The sequence below is a fragment of the Ventrimonas sp. genome (assembly GCF_048380235.1).
In the GTDB taxonomy this organism is placed as follows: Bacteria; Bacillota; Clostridia; order Lachnospirales; family Lachnospiraceae; genus Brotaphodocola.
Genome location: NZ_DBFCCJ010000005.1, coordinates 24,583 through 44,959, shown reverse-complemented (window position 1 = coordinate 44,959; position 20,377 = coordinate 24,583). Strand labels below are relative to the sequence as shown.

The window sequence follows — 20,377 nt, the reverse complement described above, 5'->3', positions numbered from 1 at the left end:
CATAGGCATCTCCTTCCTTATGCCGGAATCCCATTCTGCTTTTCTTTATCATTCTGGAATTCCTTTGTGTTGATAGTTGGGTGTTCAAGCAAAGAAAAATTCCAGTAGATAATTCAGAATGGCATCGCCATAGAAATGAGAGAACCGCAGGCTGTAACCAAATGCACCATAACCAATACGGTTTAAAAGAATATTTCTGCTTTGTCTATAACATATCATGTTTGCATGGGCGTTGCAAGTATTTTCAGGAAGTGCCCTTATGCAGAAATACCTGAAGGAAGATAATTGCAATTTTCATGTGCAGTGAGAAGAATGGTTCTCTTGACGGTTGGAGGGTTATATAGTAAGTTAATAAGGTATGAATGACTGTGAATCGATAAAAGAGAAGAGGAGAATTCCATGATTAAGCTGGTGGTATCAGATATAGACGGAACTTTGCTGGAGGATGGAGGCCATGAGCTGAATCCGGAGCTGTTTGAGGTGATTTTGAAGCTTCGCGAGAAGGGAATGCAGTTTGCAGCCGCGAGCGGAAGACAGTGGGCAAGTATTGAGCAGGTGTTTGATCCGATCAAGGAGAAAATTTTTTATCTGTCAGATAATGGTGCTTATGTGGGCTGTCATGGCCGTCAGCTGTTTGTAAATCCCATTGATCGTTCTCTGGTGGAAGAACTGGTAAAGGATATCCGCAAAGCAGGACTGACTGTCATGGTTGGTGGCCCGGATGTGGCTTACCTGGAAAATCCGGATCCGGAGTTTGAGGACTGGATCGTCAACGGTTATAAATTTCAGGCAAAGAGCGTAAAGGATGTACTGGCAGTAGATGACCAGTTCATCAAGGTATCCGCATACCGGAAGACAGATATTGAAGCACACACCAAGGAGCTGCGCGAAAAGTACGGTGACCGTTTAAAGATGACCATTTCCGGTGATATGTGGCTGGACTGTATGGCAACCGGCGTTAATAAGGGAGAAGCTGTGAAGCTGCTGCAGGAGAGTCTGGAGATTCTGCCGGAGGAGACCATTGCGTTTGGTGACCAGTTAAATGATATAGAGATGCTTGGCCGGGCTTACTACAGCTTTGCGATCGGCAACGCAAGACCGGAAGTTAAGGAAGCAGCCAGATTTCAGGCAGATACCAATGTGCGGGACGGCGTGCTGAAGATCCTGAAACTGCTGGTATAAGGAAAGGTTTTAATATATGGAAAAGAAACTGGTATGCCCCAATTGTGGGGAACCATTTGAGATTGATGAAAAAGGCTACGCTGCCATTGCAAAGCAGGTGCGGGACAGAGAGTTTAAAGAGGAACTGACCCGTCAGCAGGCATCGCTGGAGGCTGAGAAGAAGACTGCCCTGGAACTGGCGAAGTCCCAGACTGCAGAAAGCTACGAGAAGCAGCTTGCGGCGAAAGAGACAGAGATCCTGAAGCTGAAGGCTCAGGGAGAACAGGCCGGGAAACAACAGGAGCTTGCGGTGGCGAGAGCGGAAGCAAATTTGAAGGAACAGCTGCAGGGGCAGATCCGATGTCAGCAGGCTGAACTCTCAGAGCTGAAAGCGCAGGCGGAGCTTACAAGAAAGCAGGCAGAGCTGGCAGAAAAACAGGCAGCTTTGCAGGAGAAAACTCTGCGGGAAAGTCTGGATGCACAGCTGAAGCAGCAGCGGGAAAGCTACGATATGCAGATGAAACAGCAACAGGAAAGTTATGGCATGCAGTTAAAGCAGCAGCAGGCATCCATGACGGAACTGAAGGAGCGGTATGAAGCGCAGCTGAGGCAGCAGGAGCAGTCTATGAAGGAGCGCTATGAGGCAGAGCGCCGTCTGGAAGAGAAGGCCGTCAAGGAGCATTATGAGATTCAGCTCAAAGATAAGGACGAGATGATCGAATACTACCGCGACTTAAAGGCGAAGCAGTCTACCAAAATGGTGGGGGAAACGCTGGAGCAGCACTGCGAGGTCTCCTTCAACCAGGTGCGGGCCATTGGCTTCCAGAATGCCTATTTTGAGAAGGATAATGAGGTATCTAAAAGCGGAAGCAAGGGCGATTACATTTTCCGGGATTACGATGAGAACGGTCTGGAGTACATCTCCATCATGTTTGAGATGAAGAATGAAAACGAGACTACCGCCACCAAGCATAAGAACGCGGATTTCCTCAAAGAGCTGGACAAGGACCGCCGGGAGAAGGGCTGCGAGTACGCAGTACTGGTAACGCTTCTGGAGGCGGACAGCGACTACTATAATACGGGTATTGTGGATATGTCCCATAAGTATCCGAAGATGTATGTGATCCGCCCGCAGTTCTTCATCCAGATCATCACGATTCTGCGCAATGCCGCCATGAATTCCCTACAGTACAAGCGGGAACTGGAGACAATGCGGAACCAGAACCTGGATATCACCCGGTTTGAGGAGAAGCTTCTGGATTTCAAGGACAAGTTTGGGCGAAATTATACCCTGGCCAGCGACCGGTTCCAGAAAGCCATTGACGAGATTGACAAGACTATCGACCATCTGCAGAAGGTGAAAGACCATCTGCTTGCATCGGAGAACAATCTGCGTCTGGCAAACAATAAGCTGGATGACCTGACCATCAAGAAGCTGACCTGGAAGAATCCTACCATGCAGGAGAAGTTTGCGGAGGCACGGGCAGCAGAACTTCTGTCAAAGAATCCGGATCAGGCAGGATCGGGACAGGATCCAGAGTAAAAAATGGAAAATCAGGATTGAAAGAATGAAAAATCAGAGAACAGAAACAAAGAGACTTATCTGGAGACTTAGAATGGCCATGCTGGCTTTTCTCGCTGCATCCCAGATCATGTTCCTTACCGCCTGCAGCGTCAACATTCCTATGGTGTCAGACAGTGCTGACACAGAGGGTTACACGGATGCCCAGACCATGCTCATCATTGCCACGGAACGCAACCGCTACCGCCAGGTCTATACCGACCAGATCTGGAATGTGGAGGTCAGTGAGGACAAGACACCGTTCCAGACGTATCTGTTAGAGCAGATACGCACCTTTTTAGGTGAGGTCAAATCCATGAATCTTCTGGCAGACGAGCAGGGACTGACGCTGACCAGTCAGGAACGGGAGCAGTTAAAGCAGCTGGCAGATGATTACTACAATTCCCTGACGGATGCGGATAAGGCTTATACCAAAGCAACACGGGATGATGTATACACGATGTATGAGGCTTATCACCGGGCCAATAAGCTGGTGGACGAGCTGACAAAGGACGTGAACCTGGAAATCAGTGACAGTGAGGCAAGGGTAATTCAGGTGCAGGAGATTGCAGTCAGCAACGAAGCAAAGGCACAGGAACTTTATGCGAAGGTGGCAAATGAGGGGGCAGATTTTGCAGCTACAGCCAGAAAAGAGTCCGAGAATCCGGACATTGAGGTATCCGTGGGGCGGGGCGAGCGTGATGCCGTCTATGAGGAACCGGTCTTTGCGCTGGAAGCAGGAGAAATCAGTGAGCCGTTTGTATGGCAGGGAAAATGGTATGTGGTAAAATGTGTCAGTGATTTTGATGAGGACGCAACACTGGAACGCAAGAACAACCTGGCATTGCAGCGAAAAAATCAGGCGTTCCGCAGTATCTACGATTCTTACGAAGCAGAGCACAGGGTGGAAATTGACGGAGCAATCTGGAACAAGGTATCCTTAAGTGATGGGGCCGACTGTACTACGTCCGATTTCTTTGAGCGGTATCATGAGATGATGAGGGAGTAGCTGCGTGAGCAGGGAATGGTGTTTTGCAGAGTTGACGCAGGAGCAGGCAGCGAAAAAGGGGGATTTACAGATGATCGCATTAAAAATAGAAGATTTAAAAACCTTTACCGCACAGCTTTTTATGGGAGAGACCTTTGACTACTGGCTGGTGCGGGAGGCTAACATTGTGACGTTTAACAGCTTTACCATAGATGGGCGGATCCGCCAGGGCTATTATTCGGATGAGGAGCTGGAAACGAACCGGATCGAGGAGCTTTCTTCCTGGAAGACGCTGCGTCCGTTCTGTTACTCCCTGATCAGAGGCAGAAAGCTGCCGGAGAGCTTTCAGATCACTCTGCAGCTCTCACCGGAGGAAAATGAGAAATTCATACGCCGGGTAAAGCCAGATCTTCCGGCAGACCAGATAGCGGCCCTGTATTTAAACATCCGTTATGAAAATCACGCGGCGGCCTGTGTGACCGGAACATCCCTGAAAATTTTTATGCTGGACAAGCAAATCGAGCAGGAATGGGATGAGACAGTCCGGAGATATTTCAAGAAGCTGCAGATACCTTACGTAGAAGTCTGAAAACAGAAACCTGATAAAAATTAAAATTTTCTAAATTATTAGCACTCAACGCAAATGAGTGCTGATTTTTTATTGACTTTTCGATTTTGTGGTATTAAAATACCGTTATGGTAATTTGAAAGGCGGTTTGAAGAGCTGTCTTTCCATTCTGAATCGAAAAGGAGCAATGTATTATGAGCAGAACAGGTAATTTATCCATAAACAGTGAAAATATATTCCCGATCATTAAGAAATGGCTGTATTCCGACCACGATATCTTCTATCGTGAGCTGGTTTCCAACGGCTGCGATGCCATCACCAAGCTGAAAAAGCTGGAGCTGATGGGGGAGTATACCAAACCGGAAGGCATGGAATATAAGGTACAGGTTACCGTAAATCCGGATGAGAAGACCATTGCCATCACCGATAACGGCCTGGGCATGAGCGAGTCTGAGGTGGAGGAGTACATCAACCAGATCGCCTTCTCCGGTGCCCAGGATTTCCTCGAAAAGTATAAAGACAAAGCCAATGAAGACCAGATCATCGGTCATTTCGGTTTAGGCTTCTACTCCGCATTCATGGTAGCGGACAAAGTAACCATCGACACCCTTTCCTACAAAGAGGGCAGCAAGCCGGTTCACTGGGAGTCTGAGGGAGGCCTGACCTTCGAGATGAAGGACGGCGAGAAGGCAGAGCAGGGAACCACCATCACTCTGTATTTAAATGAAGACAGCTACGAGTTCTCCAATGAGTACCGTGCAAGAGAGGTTCTGGAAAAATACTGTTCCTTTATGCCGGTTCCGATCTTTTTAAATAACGAAAAAGCTGAGCCGCAGTATGAAACAATTGAGAAGGATGAGCTCACTGAGAAGGATACCATCATTGAGACTATTGTAGAGCCGGCCAAGACGGAAGAGAAGGAAAACGAGAACGGCGAGAAAGAAACGGTAGAGACCGAGCCGGCCAAAGAGAAATATAAGATTCTGAAACGCCCGGTGGCTTTAAATGATACCACTCCGCTGTGGAGCAAGCATCCGAACGAGTGCACCGATGAGGAATACCGTGACTTTTACCGCAAGGTGTTCCACGACTACAAGGAGCCGCTGTTCTGGATCCACTTAAATATGGACTATCCGTTTAATTTAAAGGGTATCCTGTACTTCCCGAAGATCAACACCGAGTACGATTCCATCGAGGGAACCATCAAGCTGTATAACAATCAGGTGTTTATTGCTGATAATATCAAAGAGGTGATCCCGGAATTCCTGATGCTGTTAAAGGGTGCCATCGACTGTCCGGATCTGCCGCTGAACGTATCCAGAAGTGCACTGCAGAACGATGGATTTGTTAAGAAGATTTCTGATTATATTACCAAGAAGGTAGCAGACAAGTTAAGCGGCATGTGCAAGACCGACCGTGAAAACTATGAGAAATACTGGGATGATATCGCACCGTTCATCAAATTTGGCTGCATTAAGGATGAAAAGTTTGCAGAGAAGATGAATGACTACATCCTCTTTAAGAATCTGGACGGCAAGTACCTGACCTTAAAGGACTGCCTGGAGGAGAACAAAGAGAAGCATGAGAACACCGTCTTCTATGTAACAGATGAGAAAGAGCAGAGCCAGTACATCAACATGTTCAAGAAGGAAGGTCTGGATGCGGTTATCCTGCCGCACAGCATCGACAGCCCGTTCATCGGTCATCTGGAGCAGAAAAATGAGGGTCTGAAGTTTTTACGCATCGATGCAGATTTAAACAGCACCTTCAAGGAAGAGGTCAAGGACGATGATGAAGAGTTCAAGAAGACATCTGAGGCTCTGACCGAAACCTTCAAGAAGGCTCTCGGCAATGACAAGCTGGAGATCAAGGTAGAAAAACTGAAAGATGAGAGCATTTCTTCCATGCTGACCGTCTCCGAGGAGACCCGCCGTATGCAGGATATGATGAAGATGTACAATATGTACGGTATGGATCCGTCCATGTTCGGAGGTGCAGGCGAGACCCTGGTATTAAATGCCAACAATAAGCTGGTCCAGTATGTACTGAATCACGGTGAGGGCGAGAATACCCATAAGATCTGCGAGCAGCTTTACGATCTGGCTCTGTTGGCGCACGGCAGCTTAAGTCCGGAGCGCATGACCGGATTTGTGGCACGTACCAATGAGATCATGATGATGCTGGCTGAGAAATAATGACCGGCCGCACAGGTAAAACAGAATACAGGGCATAAAGCCTTTTGAAGCGAAAGCTGTCAGACAAACAGAAATCAAGATTTGTCTGACAGCTTTCTTCTTTTTTCCTGATATTTGTGGTAAAATGAAAAAAATGTTCCGGTATCTGCTTTTCAGAGGCCGGAGACATAAATATGGAAGGGAGAGTAAGTATATGGGACTGATCAGAGCAGCAGCAGGAGCACTTGGGGGAACTCTGGCAGATCAGTGGAAAGAATTTTTCTACTGTGATGCAATGGATAAAGATATACTGGTGAAGAGAGGAAGAAAGCGGACATCGTTCCGTTCTGCCAATACAAAGGGTAATGATAATGCCATTTCCAACGGAAGCGGTATTGCGGTGGCGGACGGTCAGTGCATGCTGATCGTGGAGCAGGGCAAGGTTGTGGAGGTCTGCGCGGAGCCAGGCGAATTTACCTATGACAGCTCCACTGAGCCGAGCATTTTTACCGGCAATCTGGGAGACAGCATCAAGGAAACCTTCAAGATCGTGGGTAAGCGTTTTACCTATGGAGGTGACACGGCAAAAGACCAGCGGGTTTATTATATCAACACCAAGGAGCTGGGGGAAATCCTGTTTGGAACAGCAACGCCGATCCCGTTCCGCGTTGTGGTGGATGAGTCCCTTGGCTACAAGCTGTCTGTGGATATCCGCTGCAACGGCTTATTTACTTACAAGATCTGCGATCCGCTTCTGTTTTATACCAATGTATGCGGAAATGTTGCGGATACTTATGAGAGCGAAGAAATCGCGGCCCGCTTAAAGGGTGAGATGATGACTGCCCTGCAGCCGGCGCTGGCAAAGCTCTCCGCACAGAAAATCCAGTATTATGAGATTCCGGCCCACACGCTGGAGATTTCGGACGCATTAAATGAGGTGCTGTCTTCTTCCTGGCGTCAGAAACGAGGCATTGAGGTATTTTCTGTCAACATTAATTCCTTAAGCATTCCAGATGATCAGAGAAAGAAACTGACGGAGTGGGAAGAAAATGCAATGACTACGAATCCGAACACGGCAGCAGCACGCCTGGTAGGCGGCCAGATTGATGCCATGAAGGCAGCGGCAGCCAATGGCGGCGGTGCCATGACCGGATTTATGGGAATGGGCATGGCCATGAACGCAGCAGGAGGCGCAAATGCGCAGAATCTGTTTGCTATGGGACAGCAGCAGGCACAGCCCATGCAGCCAGCCGGGCAGCAGGCGCAAAATCCGATTCCGAAAATGCAGCCGGAAGGCAGCTGGATCTGCACAAAGTGCGGAACCAGGGCAAACGGAAAGTTCTGTCCGGAGTGTGGTTCTCCGAAACCTGCAGACGGGTGGACCTGCTCCTGCGGTGCCGTGAACAAGGGAAAATTCTGTACCAACTGCGGAGCAAAGAAACCAGCCGGGGCACTTCTTTATAAGTGCGACAAGTGCGGCTGGGAGCCGGAGGATCCGGCACATCCGCCGAAATTCTGTCCGGAATGTGGAAATTCGTTGTAATTATTTCTGGGTAGGGATTTTCTGAACTGAAAATTCCGTATGTTGCAGTGGTGGCAGCAGATTTTGCCGATTTGGAATGCGAAGCATCGGCAAAATCCTGTTGCTGGACACGCATGCGTGGACGGTAACGATCCCTTTGATGAGGGGGATATCGTAAGATAGTGCGTGTGAAGGCACGGGACAGTTACGTAAGGGAAAAGATCGGAGAAATGAGATGGGAGAACTACAGGAATACAAATGTCCCTGCTGCGGAGGTGGCATCCGCTTTGACAGCAAGGCACAGAAATTGAAATGCCCCTACTGCGATACCGAGTTTGAAATTGAGACTTTGCAGCAGTATGATACAACTCTGAAGGAAGAAAAACAGGATGATATGCGATGGGATAAGGCGGAGGGCAGCATCTGGCAGGAAGGGGAGGAGCAGGGGCTGAGTACCTATCACTGCGAATCCTGCGGTGGTGAGATCGTGGCGGATGAGAATACAGCGGCGTCAGTCTGTCCGTTTTGCGGAAATCCTGTCGTAATGACCGGAAAGCTTTCCGGTGCGCTGCGCCCGGATCTCATCATTCCGTTTAAACTGGATAAACAGGCCGCAAAATCCGGACTGATGAAGCATCTGGAAGGGAAAAAGCTTCTGCCGAAGATTTTCAAAGACCAGAATCATATTGATGAAATCCGCGGAATTTATGTGCCGTTCTGGTTGTTTGACACTGAGGCAGATGCAAACATCCGTTATCGCGGAACCAGAACCCGGTTCTGGAGCGACAGCCGGTATGACTATACAGAAACCAGCTTCTATCTGATCAACCGGGGCGGCAGCATCGGATTTGAGAAGGTCCCGGTGGATGGAGACTCTAAAATTCCGGATGATCTGATGGAATCCATAGAACCGTTTGAAATCAGTGAGGCGGTTGCGTTCCAGCCTGCTTACCTGGCCGGGTATCTGGCAGACCGCTACGATGCAGACTCAGAGGAGAGCGCGCCGCGCGCGAATGAGCGTGTGAAAAAGTCGGTAGAACGTGCTTTTGAGGAGACAGTGACCGGTTATACCACGGTGGCCGCCGAGAACAGCAGTGTGCAGCTTCACGGCGGAAGTGTCCGGTATGCCCTGCTTCCGGTGTGGATCTTAAATACCACATGGGAGGGGAAGAAGTATCTGTTTGCCATGAACGGACAGACCGGTAAATTTGTTGGAGATCTCCCGGCAGATAAGAACGCGGCACGAAGGATGACCATTAAGCTGACTGTGATCTTTACTATGATATTTTACATATTGCGTCTGATTTTATGGATGTTCGGAGTTTAACAGGAGGGACAGGACGATGAAAACAAGAAAAGCTTATGCAGCGGCCCTTCTGGCAGCAGGTCTTCTTTCTATTTTGGGCTGTGCTCCGGCAATGGCAGATACAGATGGATTTTCCGAGGAGTATTACCGTTTTCAGAACCCGGATGAGATTCTTTCCGGGGATGAGGCCGAACAGCTGAATGAGCAGCTGGATGAGATCAGCCACAATCAGAATTTTGATGTGACGGCAGCACTGGTGGACAGCCTGAGTGGCGAGAGTGTGGAAGCATATGCGGATAACCTTTACGATGATTGTGATTTCGGATATGGAGATGAGCGTGACGGCGTGCTGCTGCTGGTCAGTCTGGAGGATCACGACTGGTATATCTCTACCTGCGGCTACGGAATTACTGTGTTTACGGACGCCGGTATCCGGTATATCGGAGAACAGATCCGGCCGCAGCTGGCAGACGGAGATTACCTGGGGGCATTTGAAAACTATATAGAACTGTGTGATGATTTTATTGATCAGGCCAACAGCGGAGAAGCCTACGATACAGACCATATGCCGAAAAAGCCGCTGTCTGCGATCTGGCTGGGGCTCTCGTTTGCGGCAGGCCTTGGTGCAGCTCTGCTGGCAGTGGGAAGCATGAAGAGCCAGCTCAAATCAGTTGGCATGCAGCGGGAGGCGCGGGATTACATCCGGCCGGGAAGCCTGCAGGTAACATCCGGCGGCGATTATTTTCTCTACCGCACCATTCACAGAACCGAAAAACCAAAACCCAAAAGCTCCGGCGGAAGCAGCACTCACACCTCATCCTCCGGAAGAACGCATGGCGGGGGCGGAGGAAAGTTCTAGAAGCTCTCTGTGGCTGACCATATTCCGATCCGCACAAAATGAGTTATGTCTTAAAAAAAGAACAGCAATCCTACTTGTCAATCATGCTCATATCCTTATAATAAAAGGAAATGCGTTTTGCGCAGATTAGAATTCGAGTTTAACAGAGGTAGGACAGATGTACAAAGGCATAAAAAAATTAGCAGAATTGATTTTAGAATCCGAAGAAAAATTTCTCACCGGTCAGGATGAGCAGGAAATTTATTTGGGAAGTCTCCTGAATACAGGCGTTCACGATGAAATCTGGGTCAGTGAGGACGGTGAGTATCATACCGTTATGATCGGAAATAAAGAAGCGCAGGACAACAGCATGCAGGTGTGTCATGAGGCAGAGCATCCGGTATGTCTTCCGAAATTACTGTGGATTGCGAATGCACTTCAGAAGCTTTTGGAGCAGGCAAACGGCAATCTGCCGATCGGGAAAAATGAGAATCCGGAGCTGATCCGCTATGCGGCGGATATTATCCGCAAGTATGCAGACGGTCTTTCCCATGATGATCGTTCCGTAAAAGAAATCTGCGAGGAAAACAGCCAGAATATTGCGTAATGAAATAAAAACTTTTATAAAAGAAGTTGTCCAGAATATGGGCTAAAAAAGAATCTTGTAAAAACAAAAGAAAATTGTAAGGGCCACCATATTAGAAAAGAAATTTTGCTGATTGGGGGCTCTTTTTTTTGTAAAAAGATGAATAAATTCTTACTACTGGACAGGAGATTTTTATAGGAGTAAACTGAAAGTATCTTAAGAAGGAGGAGAGAACATGGTTCTTGCACTGAAGGTAAATGACAAAGACAATGTGGCAACAATCTTTGCTGAGCAGGTACAAGGTGGCGATGCGATTCAGGTCCGGGATAAAAAGGGAGAGACAATAGAGGTGAAGGCACTGGAGGCGGTTCCTTACGGACACAAGATTGCGCTGCAGGATATTGCGAAGGGGCAGATTATTGTAAAATACGGAGAAGAGATAGGAATGGCTTCCGCTGACATTCGAAAGGGAGAACATGTACATGTCCATAATCTGGAGAGTATGAGAGCGAGAGGTGACTGGAATAAGGACGGCGGGGAGGCGAAGACCAAATGAAATTTTACGGTTACAGAAGAGCAGACGGCAGTGTAGGATGCCGGAACCTGGTAGCAGTGATTCCAAGCGTAGTCTGTGCAGCTGATGTAGCGCAGGCCATTGTGCAGAACGTGCAGGGGGCAGTCGGCTTATTCCATCACCAGGGCTGCAGCCAGCTTCCGCCGGATTTAAAGCGGGTAACGGATACCCTGATCGGCCTTGCATTAAATCCGAATGTAGGAGCAGTTCTGATTGTCAGCCTGGGCTGCGAGGGAACGGATTATGCGAGAATGTTCCAGGAGATCCAGGCGGCAGGAAAGCCGGTGGAGATTATTGGAATCCAGAAGCTTGGCGGTGTTAGCAAAGCTATTGCGGCCGGTATTGACGCGGCTGCAGGCCTGGTACGGAAAATCTCTGGTCAGCAGCGGGAGGAGGCAGACCTGTCTGAGGTTGTGCTTTCCATCAAGTGTGGTGCGTCCGATGCAACGTCCGGCATGGCATCCAACTGTGCGCTGGGCTACGCGGCTGACAAGCTGGTAAGTCTTGGAGGAACAGTTATTTTTGGAGAGACGACGGAGTTTATCGGTGCAGAACATATCCTGATGCGGCGGGCTGTGAACCAGGAGGTGGCAGACCGGATCGGCTTTATTGTGAACCGGATGGAGACACGTGCGAAATCGCTGGGGTGTGATATGCGAAAAGGACAGCCGACCCCGGGAAATATCGAGGGAGGACTTTCTTCCATTGAGGAGAAGTCTCTGGGCGCAATTTTAAAATCCGGCACCAGCCCGATTCAGGGCGTCATGGAATATCCAGAGCGTGTTCGTACCAGCGAGGAAATTAAGAAGGGACTCTGGATCAAGGACACGCCGGGCCGTGAACCGGAGATTCTGACTGGAATGGCCTGCAGCGGAGCACAGATCATGATGTTTTCCACAGGAAGAGGAGCACCGCAGGGATACCCGATTATGCCGGTTGTGAAGGTATGCGGAAATCCGGTGACCTATCAGCATATGGAACAGGACATGGACATCAATGCGGGACTGATCCTGGAGGGCAGGAAAAGTATCGAGCAGGTAGGCGAAGAAGTATTCGCAAAGTTGGTAGATACCTTAAACGGCGAAGTGAGCAAAAACGAGAGCCTTCATTACTACAGTGCAATTGAGATTCATACGTTGGGACCGGTTATTTAACAACCATGAATAAAAAATAAGGAGGATCCGTGTATGGATCGTATAGAAAATGCAAAAATGCTTTTGCAAAGAGTTGGTAAAATCAATCTGGGATTTTATCCCACGCCCCTTCAGCGTCTGGACCGCATTTCGAATGAATATGAAATCAATCTTTATGCGAAGCGGGAAGATTTTTCCGGCATGACGCTCTTTGGAGGAAACAAGATCCGCAAGCTGGAATACCTTTTGAATGATGCAAAAAATAAAGGCTGTGATACAGTGTTTACCTACGGTGCAACCCAGTCCAACCATGCAATGGAAACCGCCACAGCCGTGCGAAAATGTGGAATGACACCGGTTCTGTATCTGGCTGCGCATGTGAATCCGGACGCCGCCGACATTCGGGCGAATCTGCTTCTGGATACGATTCTTGGAGCAGAGATTCATATCCTGCCTGCAAATGGGCGCAGCACCAAAGATACTATTCAGGCTTCGACTGCGGATATTGCAGAACATATTGCCCGTCTGCAGCAGGAAGGACATAAGGTTTATGATATTCCGGTAGGTGGCTCTACACCACATGGCGTGTGCGGATTTGCGGATGCATACATAGAACTGATGCAGCAGACCCGCTCTATGGAGATTCACCCTGATGTGGTCTTTACGGCGACTGGAAGCGGCGGAACGCTGGCTGGACTAAGTGTCGGAAAAGCACTGCTTGGTGATCAGACCCGTCTGGTGGCAATTCAGGTTGGGCCAAAGGATCCGGTTTCTTATTCAAGACAGATTGTGGATCTTGGAAACTGCACCCTGGGACTCCTGCAATCCGGGGAACAGGTATCGGAAGATATCTTTGAGATTGATGCCGCTTATTATGGACCTGGCTATGAAATGCCATATAAGGAAGCCAACGATGATATTCGTTATCTGGCCAGAACGGAGGGAATCTTTACAGATCCTGTTTATAGCGGAAAAAGCTTTCATGGCATGATGGATTATATCCGCAGCGGAAAAGTCGAAAAAGGCAGCACGGTTATTTATCTTCACACTGGCGGAGCAACGGCATTGTTTTCGGAAAATGCCATTATTGGAGACCTGAATGTGCTTCAGTAATGCGGGATATTTCACGGACAAAAAAGCAAAGAATGATATGATAAAAAGATAACAGCCTACTGGTATACCAGTAGGCTGTTTGATGTGAAAAAATGTGAAAAATTTCTCAAAAAGTACTACCATATTGTTTATAATTATGGTATTATTAAGAAAAAGTGGAATACCGCTCATGAATAAAAACGAAAGTGGTATACAAAAGAAAGGAGGAAAGCCCAGTTTCTGCACAAAAATTATCAGTAAAAAGATAACAATGTCTGCTTAACGTGAATAATTTGACACATAAAGACAAAGTGTTAGGAAATTGGGCGTGATGCTGATGGTTTACAGTTATTTTCCGGGCTGTACCTTGAAGAACAAGGCGAAGGAACTGGATATCTGCGCACGCAAATCAGCGGAGGCATTGGGCATTGTCCTGGAAGAAATTGAGGACTGGCAGTGCTGCGGAGGCGTATATCCGTTGGCTTCCGATGAGATTGCTACGAAATTATCTTCGGTACGTGCGCTGAATGCAGCAAAAGAAAAGGGCCAGGATCTGGTAACGATTTGCTCTGCATGTCATCATGTGATTAAGCGCGTGAATGATGATATGGCGAATGTTGCTGATATCCGGGATCGTGCAAACAATTATCTTGGGTTAAAGGAGCCCTATGCGGGCGAAACCCATGTATACCACTTTCTGGAGCTTTTGAGAGATCAGATTGGTTTTGACAAATTAAAGGAGAAGGTGGTAAAACCGCTGACCGGCAGAAAGATCGGTGCGTACTATGGCTGTATGCTTCTTCGCCCAAGCGGTATTTTACAGTTTGACGATCCGGAAAATCCAAAGATTCTGGAGGATTTCATCCGTGCCCTTGGAGCAGAGCCGGTGGTATACCCGTATCGCAATGAGTGCTGCGGCGGATATATTTCTTTAAAGGAAAAAGAAATGGCCGGACAGATGGTGGACACCATTCTGGATTCCGCAGAATACAACGGAGCAGATGAACTGGTAACGGCCTGTCCACTGTGCCAGTACAACTTAAATCATAACAGCGGCCATGCACATACACCGAAGGTAACGTATTTCACAGAGATTCTTGCAGAAGCTCTTGGAGTAGACATCCGGGAAGGAAAGGAGGATGGCGAGGTATGATCCATACAGACAAAGACAAAGCAGAGCTGATCTGCAGAATCAGCAATGTCGATACAAAAAAGTGTATGAAATGCGGCAAGTGTTCCGCATCCTGCCCGGCCTGTGACAGTATGGATATCCGTCCGCATCAGTTCGTTTCCTACGTAGACCGTGGAGAGATTGAACCGCTGTTAAAATCCAAATCCATTTGGAAATGCCTCTCCTGTTTTGCTTGTGTGGAGCGCTGCCCGCGTGATGTAAAACCGGCCAAGCTGATTGAGGCAGTCCGTCTGATGGTGATTCGAAGCCAGGGCGGCAATTATCTGTCACCGGATGAGATTCCGGAGCTGCTTGATCCGGAGCTTCCGCAGCAGCTTTTAGTAAGCGCTTTTCGTAAATATAGTAAGTAGAAGAAAGATCCGAGGTGAAATCATTGCAAAGAATAGGAGTATTTGTCTGCCACTGCGGTACAAACATTGCGGCGACTGTAGACGTTGAAAAAGTGGTAGAAGCGGTCAAAAACGAGCCTGGCGTGGTTCATGCGGAAGATTATCAGTATATGTGTTCGGAAGCTGGACAATCAAAAATCCAGGACGCTATCAGAGAGAAGCATCTGACTGGTGTTGTTGTTTGTTCCTGTTCCCCGCGTATGCATGAGAACACATTCCGCAAGGCGGTGGAGAAAGCGGGATTAAACCCGTATATGCTGGAAATCGCAAACATTCGTGAGCATTGTTCCTGGATTCATAAGAATCGGGAAGAAGCAACTGAGAAGGCCATTATCCTGGCCAGAGCCGCTGTAGCGAAGGTGCATTTAAACGCGCCGCTGCAGCCGGGGGAGAGCCGGGTTGTAAAGCGTGCGCTGGTTATCGGCGGCGGAATCGCCGGAATTCAGACTGCACTGGATATTGCAGATGCAGGCTACGAGGTAGATATCGTGGAGAAGACTCCGAGTATCGGCGGCAAGATGTCCCAGCTGGACAAGACCTTCCCGACCCTGGACTGCTCCGCATGTATCCTGACCCCGAAGATGGTAGAGGCTTCTGCCCACGAGCGGATCAATCTGTATACATACAGTGAGGTAGAAAAGGTATCCGGCTTCGTCGGAGACTTTAAGGTGGATATCCGCAAGAAGGCAAGAAGCGTTGACATGAGCAAGTGTACCGGTTGTGGTGTCTGCTCTCAGAAGTGCCCGTCCAAGAAGACTCCGAGCGAGTTCAACCGGGGACTGGGAACCAGAAGCGCCATTTACACTCCGTTTGCGCAGGCTATTCCGAATGTTCCGGTTATCGATCGTGAGCACTGCATCAAATTCCAGACTGGCAAATGTGGTCTCTGCGCTAAGGTCTGTGCGGCCGGAGCCATTGACTATACCCAGGAGGATGAGATCATTACCAGAGAGTACGGTGCGATTGTTGTGGCTACCGGCTTTGATATGATCAAGCTGGACAAGTTCGGTGAGTATTCCTATGATACCTGCCCGGATGTCATCACTTCCCTGGAGTTTGAGCGTCTGACCAATGCAGCTGGACCAACGAAGGGACATTTAGAGCGCCTGTCTGATCATAAGGCACCGAAGTCCGTAACCTTTATCCAGTGTGTGGGATCCCGTGATACCACCTGCCGCGGAAAGAGCTACTGCTCTAAGATCTGCTGTATGTATACCGCAAAGCATGCGATGCTGATCCGTGATAAATATCCGGATGTTCAGGTCAATGTGTTCTACATTGATGTGCGTACCCCGGGCAAGAACTTCGATGAGTTCTACCGCAGAGCCGTAGAGGAGTACGGTGTGAACTACATCAAGGGCCAGGTCGGAAAGGTAGCAGAGGTAGACGGACATCTTCGTGTCCAGGCAATGGACTTAATTGATAATCGCCGGATTCTGCTGGATACGGATATGGTGGTTCTGGCAGCAGCCATTGAGCCGGATCCATCTGTGAGAAAGCTTGCTACCATGCTGACGGCCAGCATTGATACGAACAATTTCCTGACAGAAGCACATCCGAAGCTGCGTCCGGTAGAAAGCCCGACCGCAGGAATCTTCCTGTCTGGTGTATGTCAGGGACCGAAGGATATTCCGGAGACCGTATCCCAGGCCGGTGCGGCAGCAGCCAAGGTCATTGGCCTGCTGGCAAAGGATAAGCTGGTAACAAACCCGTGTACCGCCAAACCGGATGAGCGCTACTGCAACGGATGCCGTTCCTGTGAGAAGGTATGTCCGTACGGCGCAATTTCCTATGAGACGAAGCTGATTGTAGACCACGGCGTGAAGGAAGAGCGCATCGTAGCCTGCGTCAACAGCGCACTGTGTCAGGGCTGCGGTGCCTGCACGGTAGCTTGTCCGTCTGGCGCGATGGATCTGCAGGGCTTTTCCAACAGACAATTAATTGCGGAGGTAGATGCAATATGCAGGTAGAACATGAGAATACAGAAGTAAATGCAGAATTTAAGCCTGTGATTGTGGCGTTCTGCTGTAACTGGTGCAGCTACGCGGGAGCAGATCTGGCGGGAACCAGCCGACTTGCATATCCGGCAGAGGTCAAGATCATCCGCGTTCCCTGTTCCTGCCGTGTCAATCCGCTGTTTATCCTGAGAGCATTCCAGAAGGGAGCGGACGGCGTGATCCTTTGCGGATGCCATCCGGGTGACTGCCACTATAGTACCGGAAACTATTATGCAAGAAGAAGAATGACCATGCTCTTCTCTCTGTTAGACTACATCGGAGTAGAAAAGGGAAGAGCCCGGGTTGAATGGGTATCTGCTGCAGAGGGTGTAAAATTTGCAACAACCATGAACGAATTTATCGAAAAGATCCGGAGCCTCGGCAAAAATGTGAGATTGGAGGATTTAAGATGCAGGAAATAAAAGAGAGAGCCAAAGAGCTGCTTGCCTCCGGTCAGGTACAGCGTGTCCTTGGATGGAAACGCGGCGAAGACCTGCCTTATAATCCGCAGCCGGCCTTTTTTGAAAACGGAGAACAGCTGGAGGAGCTGGTTTATGACAGCTTCTGCGGGGCAAACTTAAGCAAATATATGATCCAGGCCAGCAAGCTGGAAGGGAAGACCCTGGTTTTCTTAAAACCGTGTGATACCTACAGCTTCAACCAGTTATTAAAAGAGCGCCGGATTGATCGCGAAAAGAGCTACATTATCGGCGTGGGCTGCAAGGGCAAGCTGGATATTGAAAAGATCAAAAATACAGGCATAAAGGGCATTGAGTCTGTGGAAGAGGATGGCGACACCCTTCATATTCAGACCATCTATGGAGAAAAGACCTGTTCCTTTGCAGACGGCATCCTGGAGCGCTGCCTGTGCTGCAAGGGAAATGAGCATAAGGTATACGATGAGCTGATTCACGAGGAGCTGGAGCTGGCCGTACCGGCTGAGGACCGCTTCGCGAAGGTGCGGGAGTTAGAGAGTCTGAGTCCGGAGGAGCGTTTCGCTTTCTGGCAGGGTGAGCTTTCCAAGTGTATCCGCTGCAATGCCTGCCGCAATGTCTGTCCGGCCTGCAGCTGCAACAAGTGTGTATTTGACAGTGACCGTTTTGATACCGCGCAGAAAGCCAACGCAGATACCTTTGAGGAACAGATGTTCCACTTAATCCGTGCTTTCCATGTGGCAGGACGTTGTACTGACTGCGGCGAGTGCAGCCGCGTGTGTCCGCAGGGCATTCCACTTCATTTGCTGAACCGCAAGATGATCAAGGATATCGACCAGTTCTACGGAGAATATCAGGCTGGTGATGATACGGAGTCAAGAGCACCGCTTACCGATTTCCGTCTGGATGATGTAGAGCCGGGAGCTGCCGGGGAAAGGGGTTAGGATATGTACAAAATTTCAAATGAAAAACTTCCGTTACTCTTTGCCGCCATCGCAGAAAACATGGATCTTTATATGCCGCTTCACAAACATGGTCAGGTAAACTACGGAATCTGGACAAACGAGGAAGAGCCGGCGCTGGATGCGCTGAATGCAGTGAAATCTCCAAAGGATCTTTTCTTTCCGCAGAGTGAGACACTGTATACCTGTTATAAAGAGGGAAAGAAGATTTCCATCGATCCCCAGCAGCTTTGCGGCGAGTCCTTTGCCGTGTTTGGCATCCGGGCCTGTGATGTAAAGGGCATTGAGGTTCTGGACCGGGTATTCCTGGCCGATCCGGTGGATTCCTACTATCAGGCACGCAGAGAGCATGGTGTGCTGATCGCAAGAGCCTGCCATGAGCCGGATGTAACCTGTTTCTGCAAGGCATTCGATATCGATGCCGCAGAGCCGGTTGGCGATATCGTAACCTGGAGCGTGGGAGAGGATCTGTACTGGAAGCCGGTAACCGAAAAAGGAGCTGCGCTCACAGAAACCGTGAAGGAACTGCTCACAGAGGCAGACAAAACCGGTGAGGAGGCTGTGGAAGCAGAAAAAGAGCAGATCCGTGCCATTACCGGAAAGCTTCCTTACAGCAGCCTTTCCCTGGACTACTTCAAAAACACCCCGATGCAGGAAATCTTTGATTCTCCGAAATGGGATGAACTTTATAAGCCGTGCCTGGCCTGTGGTACCTGCACCTTTGTGTGTCCGACCTGCCAGTGCTACGATATCCGGGATTATGACACCGGAAAGGGAATCCGCAGATTCCGTTGCTGGGATTCCTGTATGTACTCTGACTTCACCCTGATGGCCCACGGCAACAACCGTAAGAGCCAGAAGGAGCGTTTCCGTCAGAGATTCATGCACAAGCTGGTATATTATCCGGAAAACAACGGCGGCCTGTTCTCCTGTGTAGGATGCGGACGCTGTGTGAACAAATGTCCTTCCGGATTGAATATCCTGAAGGTGATCAAAAGTCTGGGGGTGACAGAAGATGTGTAGCTGTGGATGCGGCGGAAGCCATAAACACGATGAATTAGTGCCGATGGTCGGCGTGATCACGGATATCAAGGATCAGACCCCGGATGTCAAGACCTTTCGGGTAGAACGTCCGGAGGGCGGAAAGCTCTTTGAGCATATGCCGGGACAGTGCGCCATGATCAGCGTGCCGGGAGTGGGTGAGGCTATGTTTTCCATTACCTCTTCCCCAACCAATAAAAAATATCAGGAGTTCAGCATCAAGCGCTGCGGAACCCTGACCGATTATCTGCATACGATGGAGGTCGGAGATGAGCTGACCGTGAGAGGACCTTACGGCAATGCATTTCCGGTAGAAACGGTATTAAAGGGACAGAATCTTCTGTTTGTAGCGGGAGGCATCGGCCTGGCACCGCTTCGTTCCGTCATCAACTATGTGATGGACAACCGTGAAAATTACGGTACTGTAGATATCCTTTACGGTTCCCGCTCTAAGGAAGATCTGGTTGGCCTGGATGAGATTCAGAACGAGTGGACGAAGGACAAGGGCGTGAATGTATATCTGACCATCGACCGGGAGCAGCCGGAATGGGACGGCCATGTAGGCTTTGTTCCTTCCTATTTAAAAGAACTGGAATTTTCAGTAGATAAAACCGTTCTGGTCTGCGGACCGCCGATCATGATCAAGTTTGTACTGGCGGCTCTGCAGGAGATGGGCTTTGAGAAGACCCAGGTGTATACCACACTGGAGCTCCGCATGAAATGCGGCATCGGTAAATGCGGACGCTGCAACATCGGTTCCAAGTATGTCTGCAAGGATGGACCGGTATTCCGGTGCGACGAGGTAGACGAGCTGCCGGATGAGTACTAAGGCTGGATTACGAGGATAATCAGGAAGGAT

General features: G+C 49.2%; 19 protein-coding genes. All 19 read left to right on the top strand.

Translation table 11 applies throughout. The features are described from left to right. Positions 1-399: 399 nt before the first annotated feature. A complete protein-coding gene (locus ACMP1L_RS00415; protein ID WP_118732039.1) occupies positions 400-1,182 on the top strand; it encodes an HAD family hydrolase in 783 nt (260 codons plus the stop codon). 16 nt (positions 1,183-1,198) lie between these two features. Continuing rightward, positions 1,199-2,704, top strand: a complete 1,506-nt coding sequence (locus tag ACMP1L_RS00410; protein ID WP_418451591.1) for a DUF2130 domain-containing protein — start codon at positions 1,199-1,201, stop codon at positions 2,702-2,704. Between the two features lie 25 nt (positions 2,705-2,729). Continuing rightward, on the top strand, positions 2,730-3,731 hold the full coding sequence (locus ACMP1L_RS00405; protein WP_418451589.1) for a peptidylprolyl isomerase: 1,002 nt from the start codon (positions 2,730-2,732) through the stop codon (positions 3,729-3,731). A gap of 70 nt (positions 3,732-3,801) precedes the next feature. Next, complete coding sequence (locus ACMP1L_RS00400; RefSeq protein ID WP_475544496.1) at positions 3,802-4,299, top strand: DUF5721 family protein; 498 nt, start codon at positions 3,802-3,804, stop codon at positions 4,297-4,299. A 173-nt stretch (positions 4,300-4,472) separates the two neighbouring features. Beyond that, positions 4,473-6,473 (top strand): molecular chaperone HtpG, encoded by a 2,001-nt coding sequence (gene htpG, locus ACMP1L_RS00395; protein ID WP_418451586.1) that lies wholly within the window; start codon positions 4,473-4,475, stop codon positions 6,471-6,473. Between the two features lie 193 nt (positions 6,474-6,666). Continuing rightward, positions 6,667-7,995: an SPFH domain-containing protein gene (locus ACMP1L_RS00390; protein ID WP_418451585.1), complete on the top strand. Its 1,329-nt coding sequence runs from the start codon at positions 6,667-6,669 to the stop codon at positions 7,993-7,995. Positions 7,996-8,209: 214 nt separating this feature from the next. Then, positions 8,210-9,301 carry a hypothetical protein gene (locus ACMP1L_RS00385; RefSeq protein WP_118732045.1) on the top strand — a complete coding sequence of 364 codons (1,092 nt, stop codon included), beginning with the start codon at positions 8,210-8,212 and terminating at the stop codon, positions 9,299-9,301. A gap of 16 nt (positions 9,302-9,317) precedes the next feature. Then, the gene (locus ACMP1L_RS00380; protein WP_118732046.1) at positions 9,318-10,139 is read left to right on the top strand and encodes a TPM domain-containing protein; all 822 of its coding nucleotides are present in this window, start codon (positions 9,318-9,320) and stop codon (positions 10,137-10,139) included. A gap of 157 nt (positions 10,140-10,296) precedes the next feature. Continuing rightward, positions 10,297-10,725 (top strand): hypothetical protein, encoded by a 429-nt coding sequence (locus tag ACMP1L_RS00375; protein ID WP_118732047.1) that lies wholly within the window; start codon positions 10,297-10,299, stop codon positions 10,723-10,725. Between the two features lie 214 nt (positions 10,726-10,939). After that, on the top strand, positions 10,940-11,260 hold the full coding sequence (locus ACMP1L_RS00370; RefSeq protein WP_118732048.1) for a UxaA family hydrolase: 321 nt from the start codon (positions 10,940-10,942) through the stop codon (positions 11,258-11,260). Then, on the top strand, positions 11,257-12,432 hold the full coding sequence (locus ACMP1L_RS00365; protein ID WP_418451584.1) for a UxaA family hydrolase: 1,176 nt from the start codon (positions 11,257-11,259) through the stop codon (positions 12,430-12,432). The genes ACMP1L_RS00370 and ACMP1L_RS00365 overlap by 4 nt, the downstream gene beginning before the upstream one ends. 33 nt (positions 12,433-12,465) lie before the next feature. Further along, positions 12,466-13,524: a 1-aminocyclopropane-1-carboxylate deaminase/D-cysteine desulfhydrase gene (locus ACMP1L_RS00360; protein ID WP_418451582.1), complete on the top strand. Its 1,059-nt coding sequence runs from the start codon at positions 12,466-12,468 to the stop codon at positions 13,522-13,524. A 310-nt stretch (positions 13,525-13,834) separates the two neighbouring features. Further along, positions 13,835-14,656 (top strand): CoB--CoM heterodisulfide reductase iron-sulfur subunit B family protein, encoded by an 822-nt coding sequence (locus ACMP1L_RS00355; RefSeq protein ID WP_347560154.1) that lies wholly within the window; start codon positions 13,835-13,837, stop codon positions 14,654-14,656. Further along, positions 14,653-15,045 carry a 4Fe-4S dicluster domain-containing protein gene (locus ACMP1L_RS00350; RefSeq protein ID WP_177303361.1) on the top strand — a complete coding sequence of 131 codons (393 nt, stop codon included), beginning with the start codon at positions 14,653-14,655 and terminating at the stop codon, positions 15,043-15,045. Before ACMP1L_RS00355 ends, ACMP1L_RS00350 begins: the two co-directional genes overlap by 4 nt. Before the next feature lie 23 nt (positions 15,046-15,068). Then, positions 15,069-17,054: a CoB--CoM heterodisulfide reductase iron-sulfur subunit A family protein gene (locus ACMP1L_RS00345; RefSeq protein WP_118732051.1), complete on the top strand. Its 1,986-nt coding sequence runs from the start codon at positions 15,069-15,071 to the stop codon at positions 17,052-17,054. Further along, on the top strand, positions 17,045-17,503 hold the full coding sequence (locus ACMP1L_RS00340) for a hydrogenase iron-sulfur subunit (protein ID WP_118732052.1): 459 nt from the start codon (positions 17,045-17,047) through the stop codon (positions 17,501-17,503). Before ACMP1L_RS00345 ends, ACMP1L_RS00340 begins: the two co-directional genes overlap by 10 nt. Beyond that, entirely contained in the window at positions 17,491-18,459 is a 969-nt protein-coding gene (locus tag ACMP1L_RS00335; RefSeq protein WP_118732053.1) for a 4Fe-4S dicluster domain-containing protein, read from the top strand. Before ACMP1L_RS00340 ends, ACMP1L_RS00335 begins: the two co-directional genes overlap by 13 nt. A gap of 3 nt (positions 18,460-18,462) precedes the next feature. After that, on the top strand, positions 18,463-19,500 hold the full coding sequence (locus ACMP1L_RS00330) for a 4Fe-4S dicluster domain-containing protein (protein ID WP_418451579.1): 1,038 nt from the start codon (positions 18,463-18,465) through the stop codon (positions 19,498-19,500). Further along, positions 19,493-20,347 (top strand): FAD/NAD(P)-binding protein, encoded by an 855-nt coding sequence (locus ACMP1L_RS00325; protein WP_118732055.1) that lies wholly within the window; start codon positions 19,493-19,495, stop codon positions 20,345-20,347. Before ACMP1L_RS00330 ends, ACMP1L_RS00325 begins: the two co-directional genes overlap by 8 nt. The last annotated feature ends 30 nt before the right edge of the window (positions 20,348-20,377 follow it).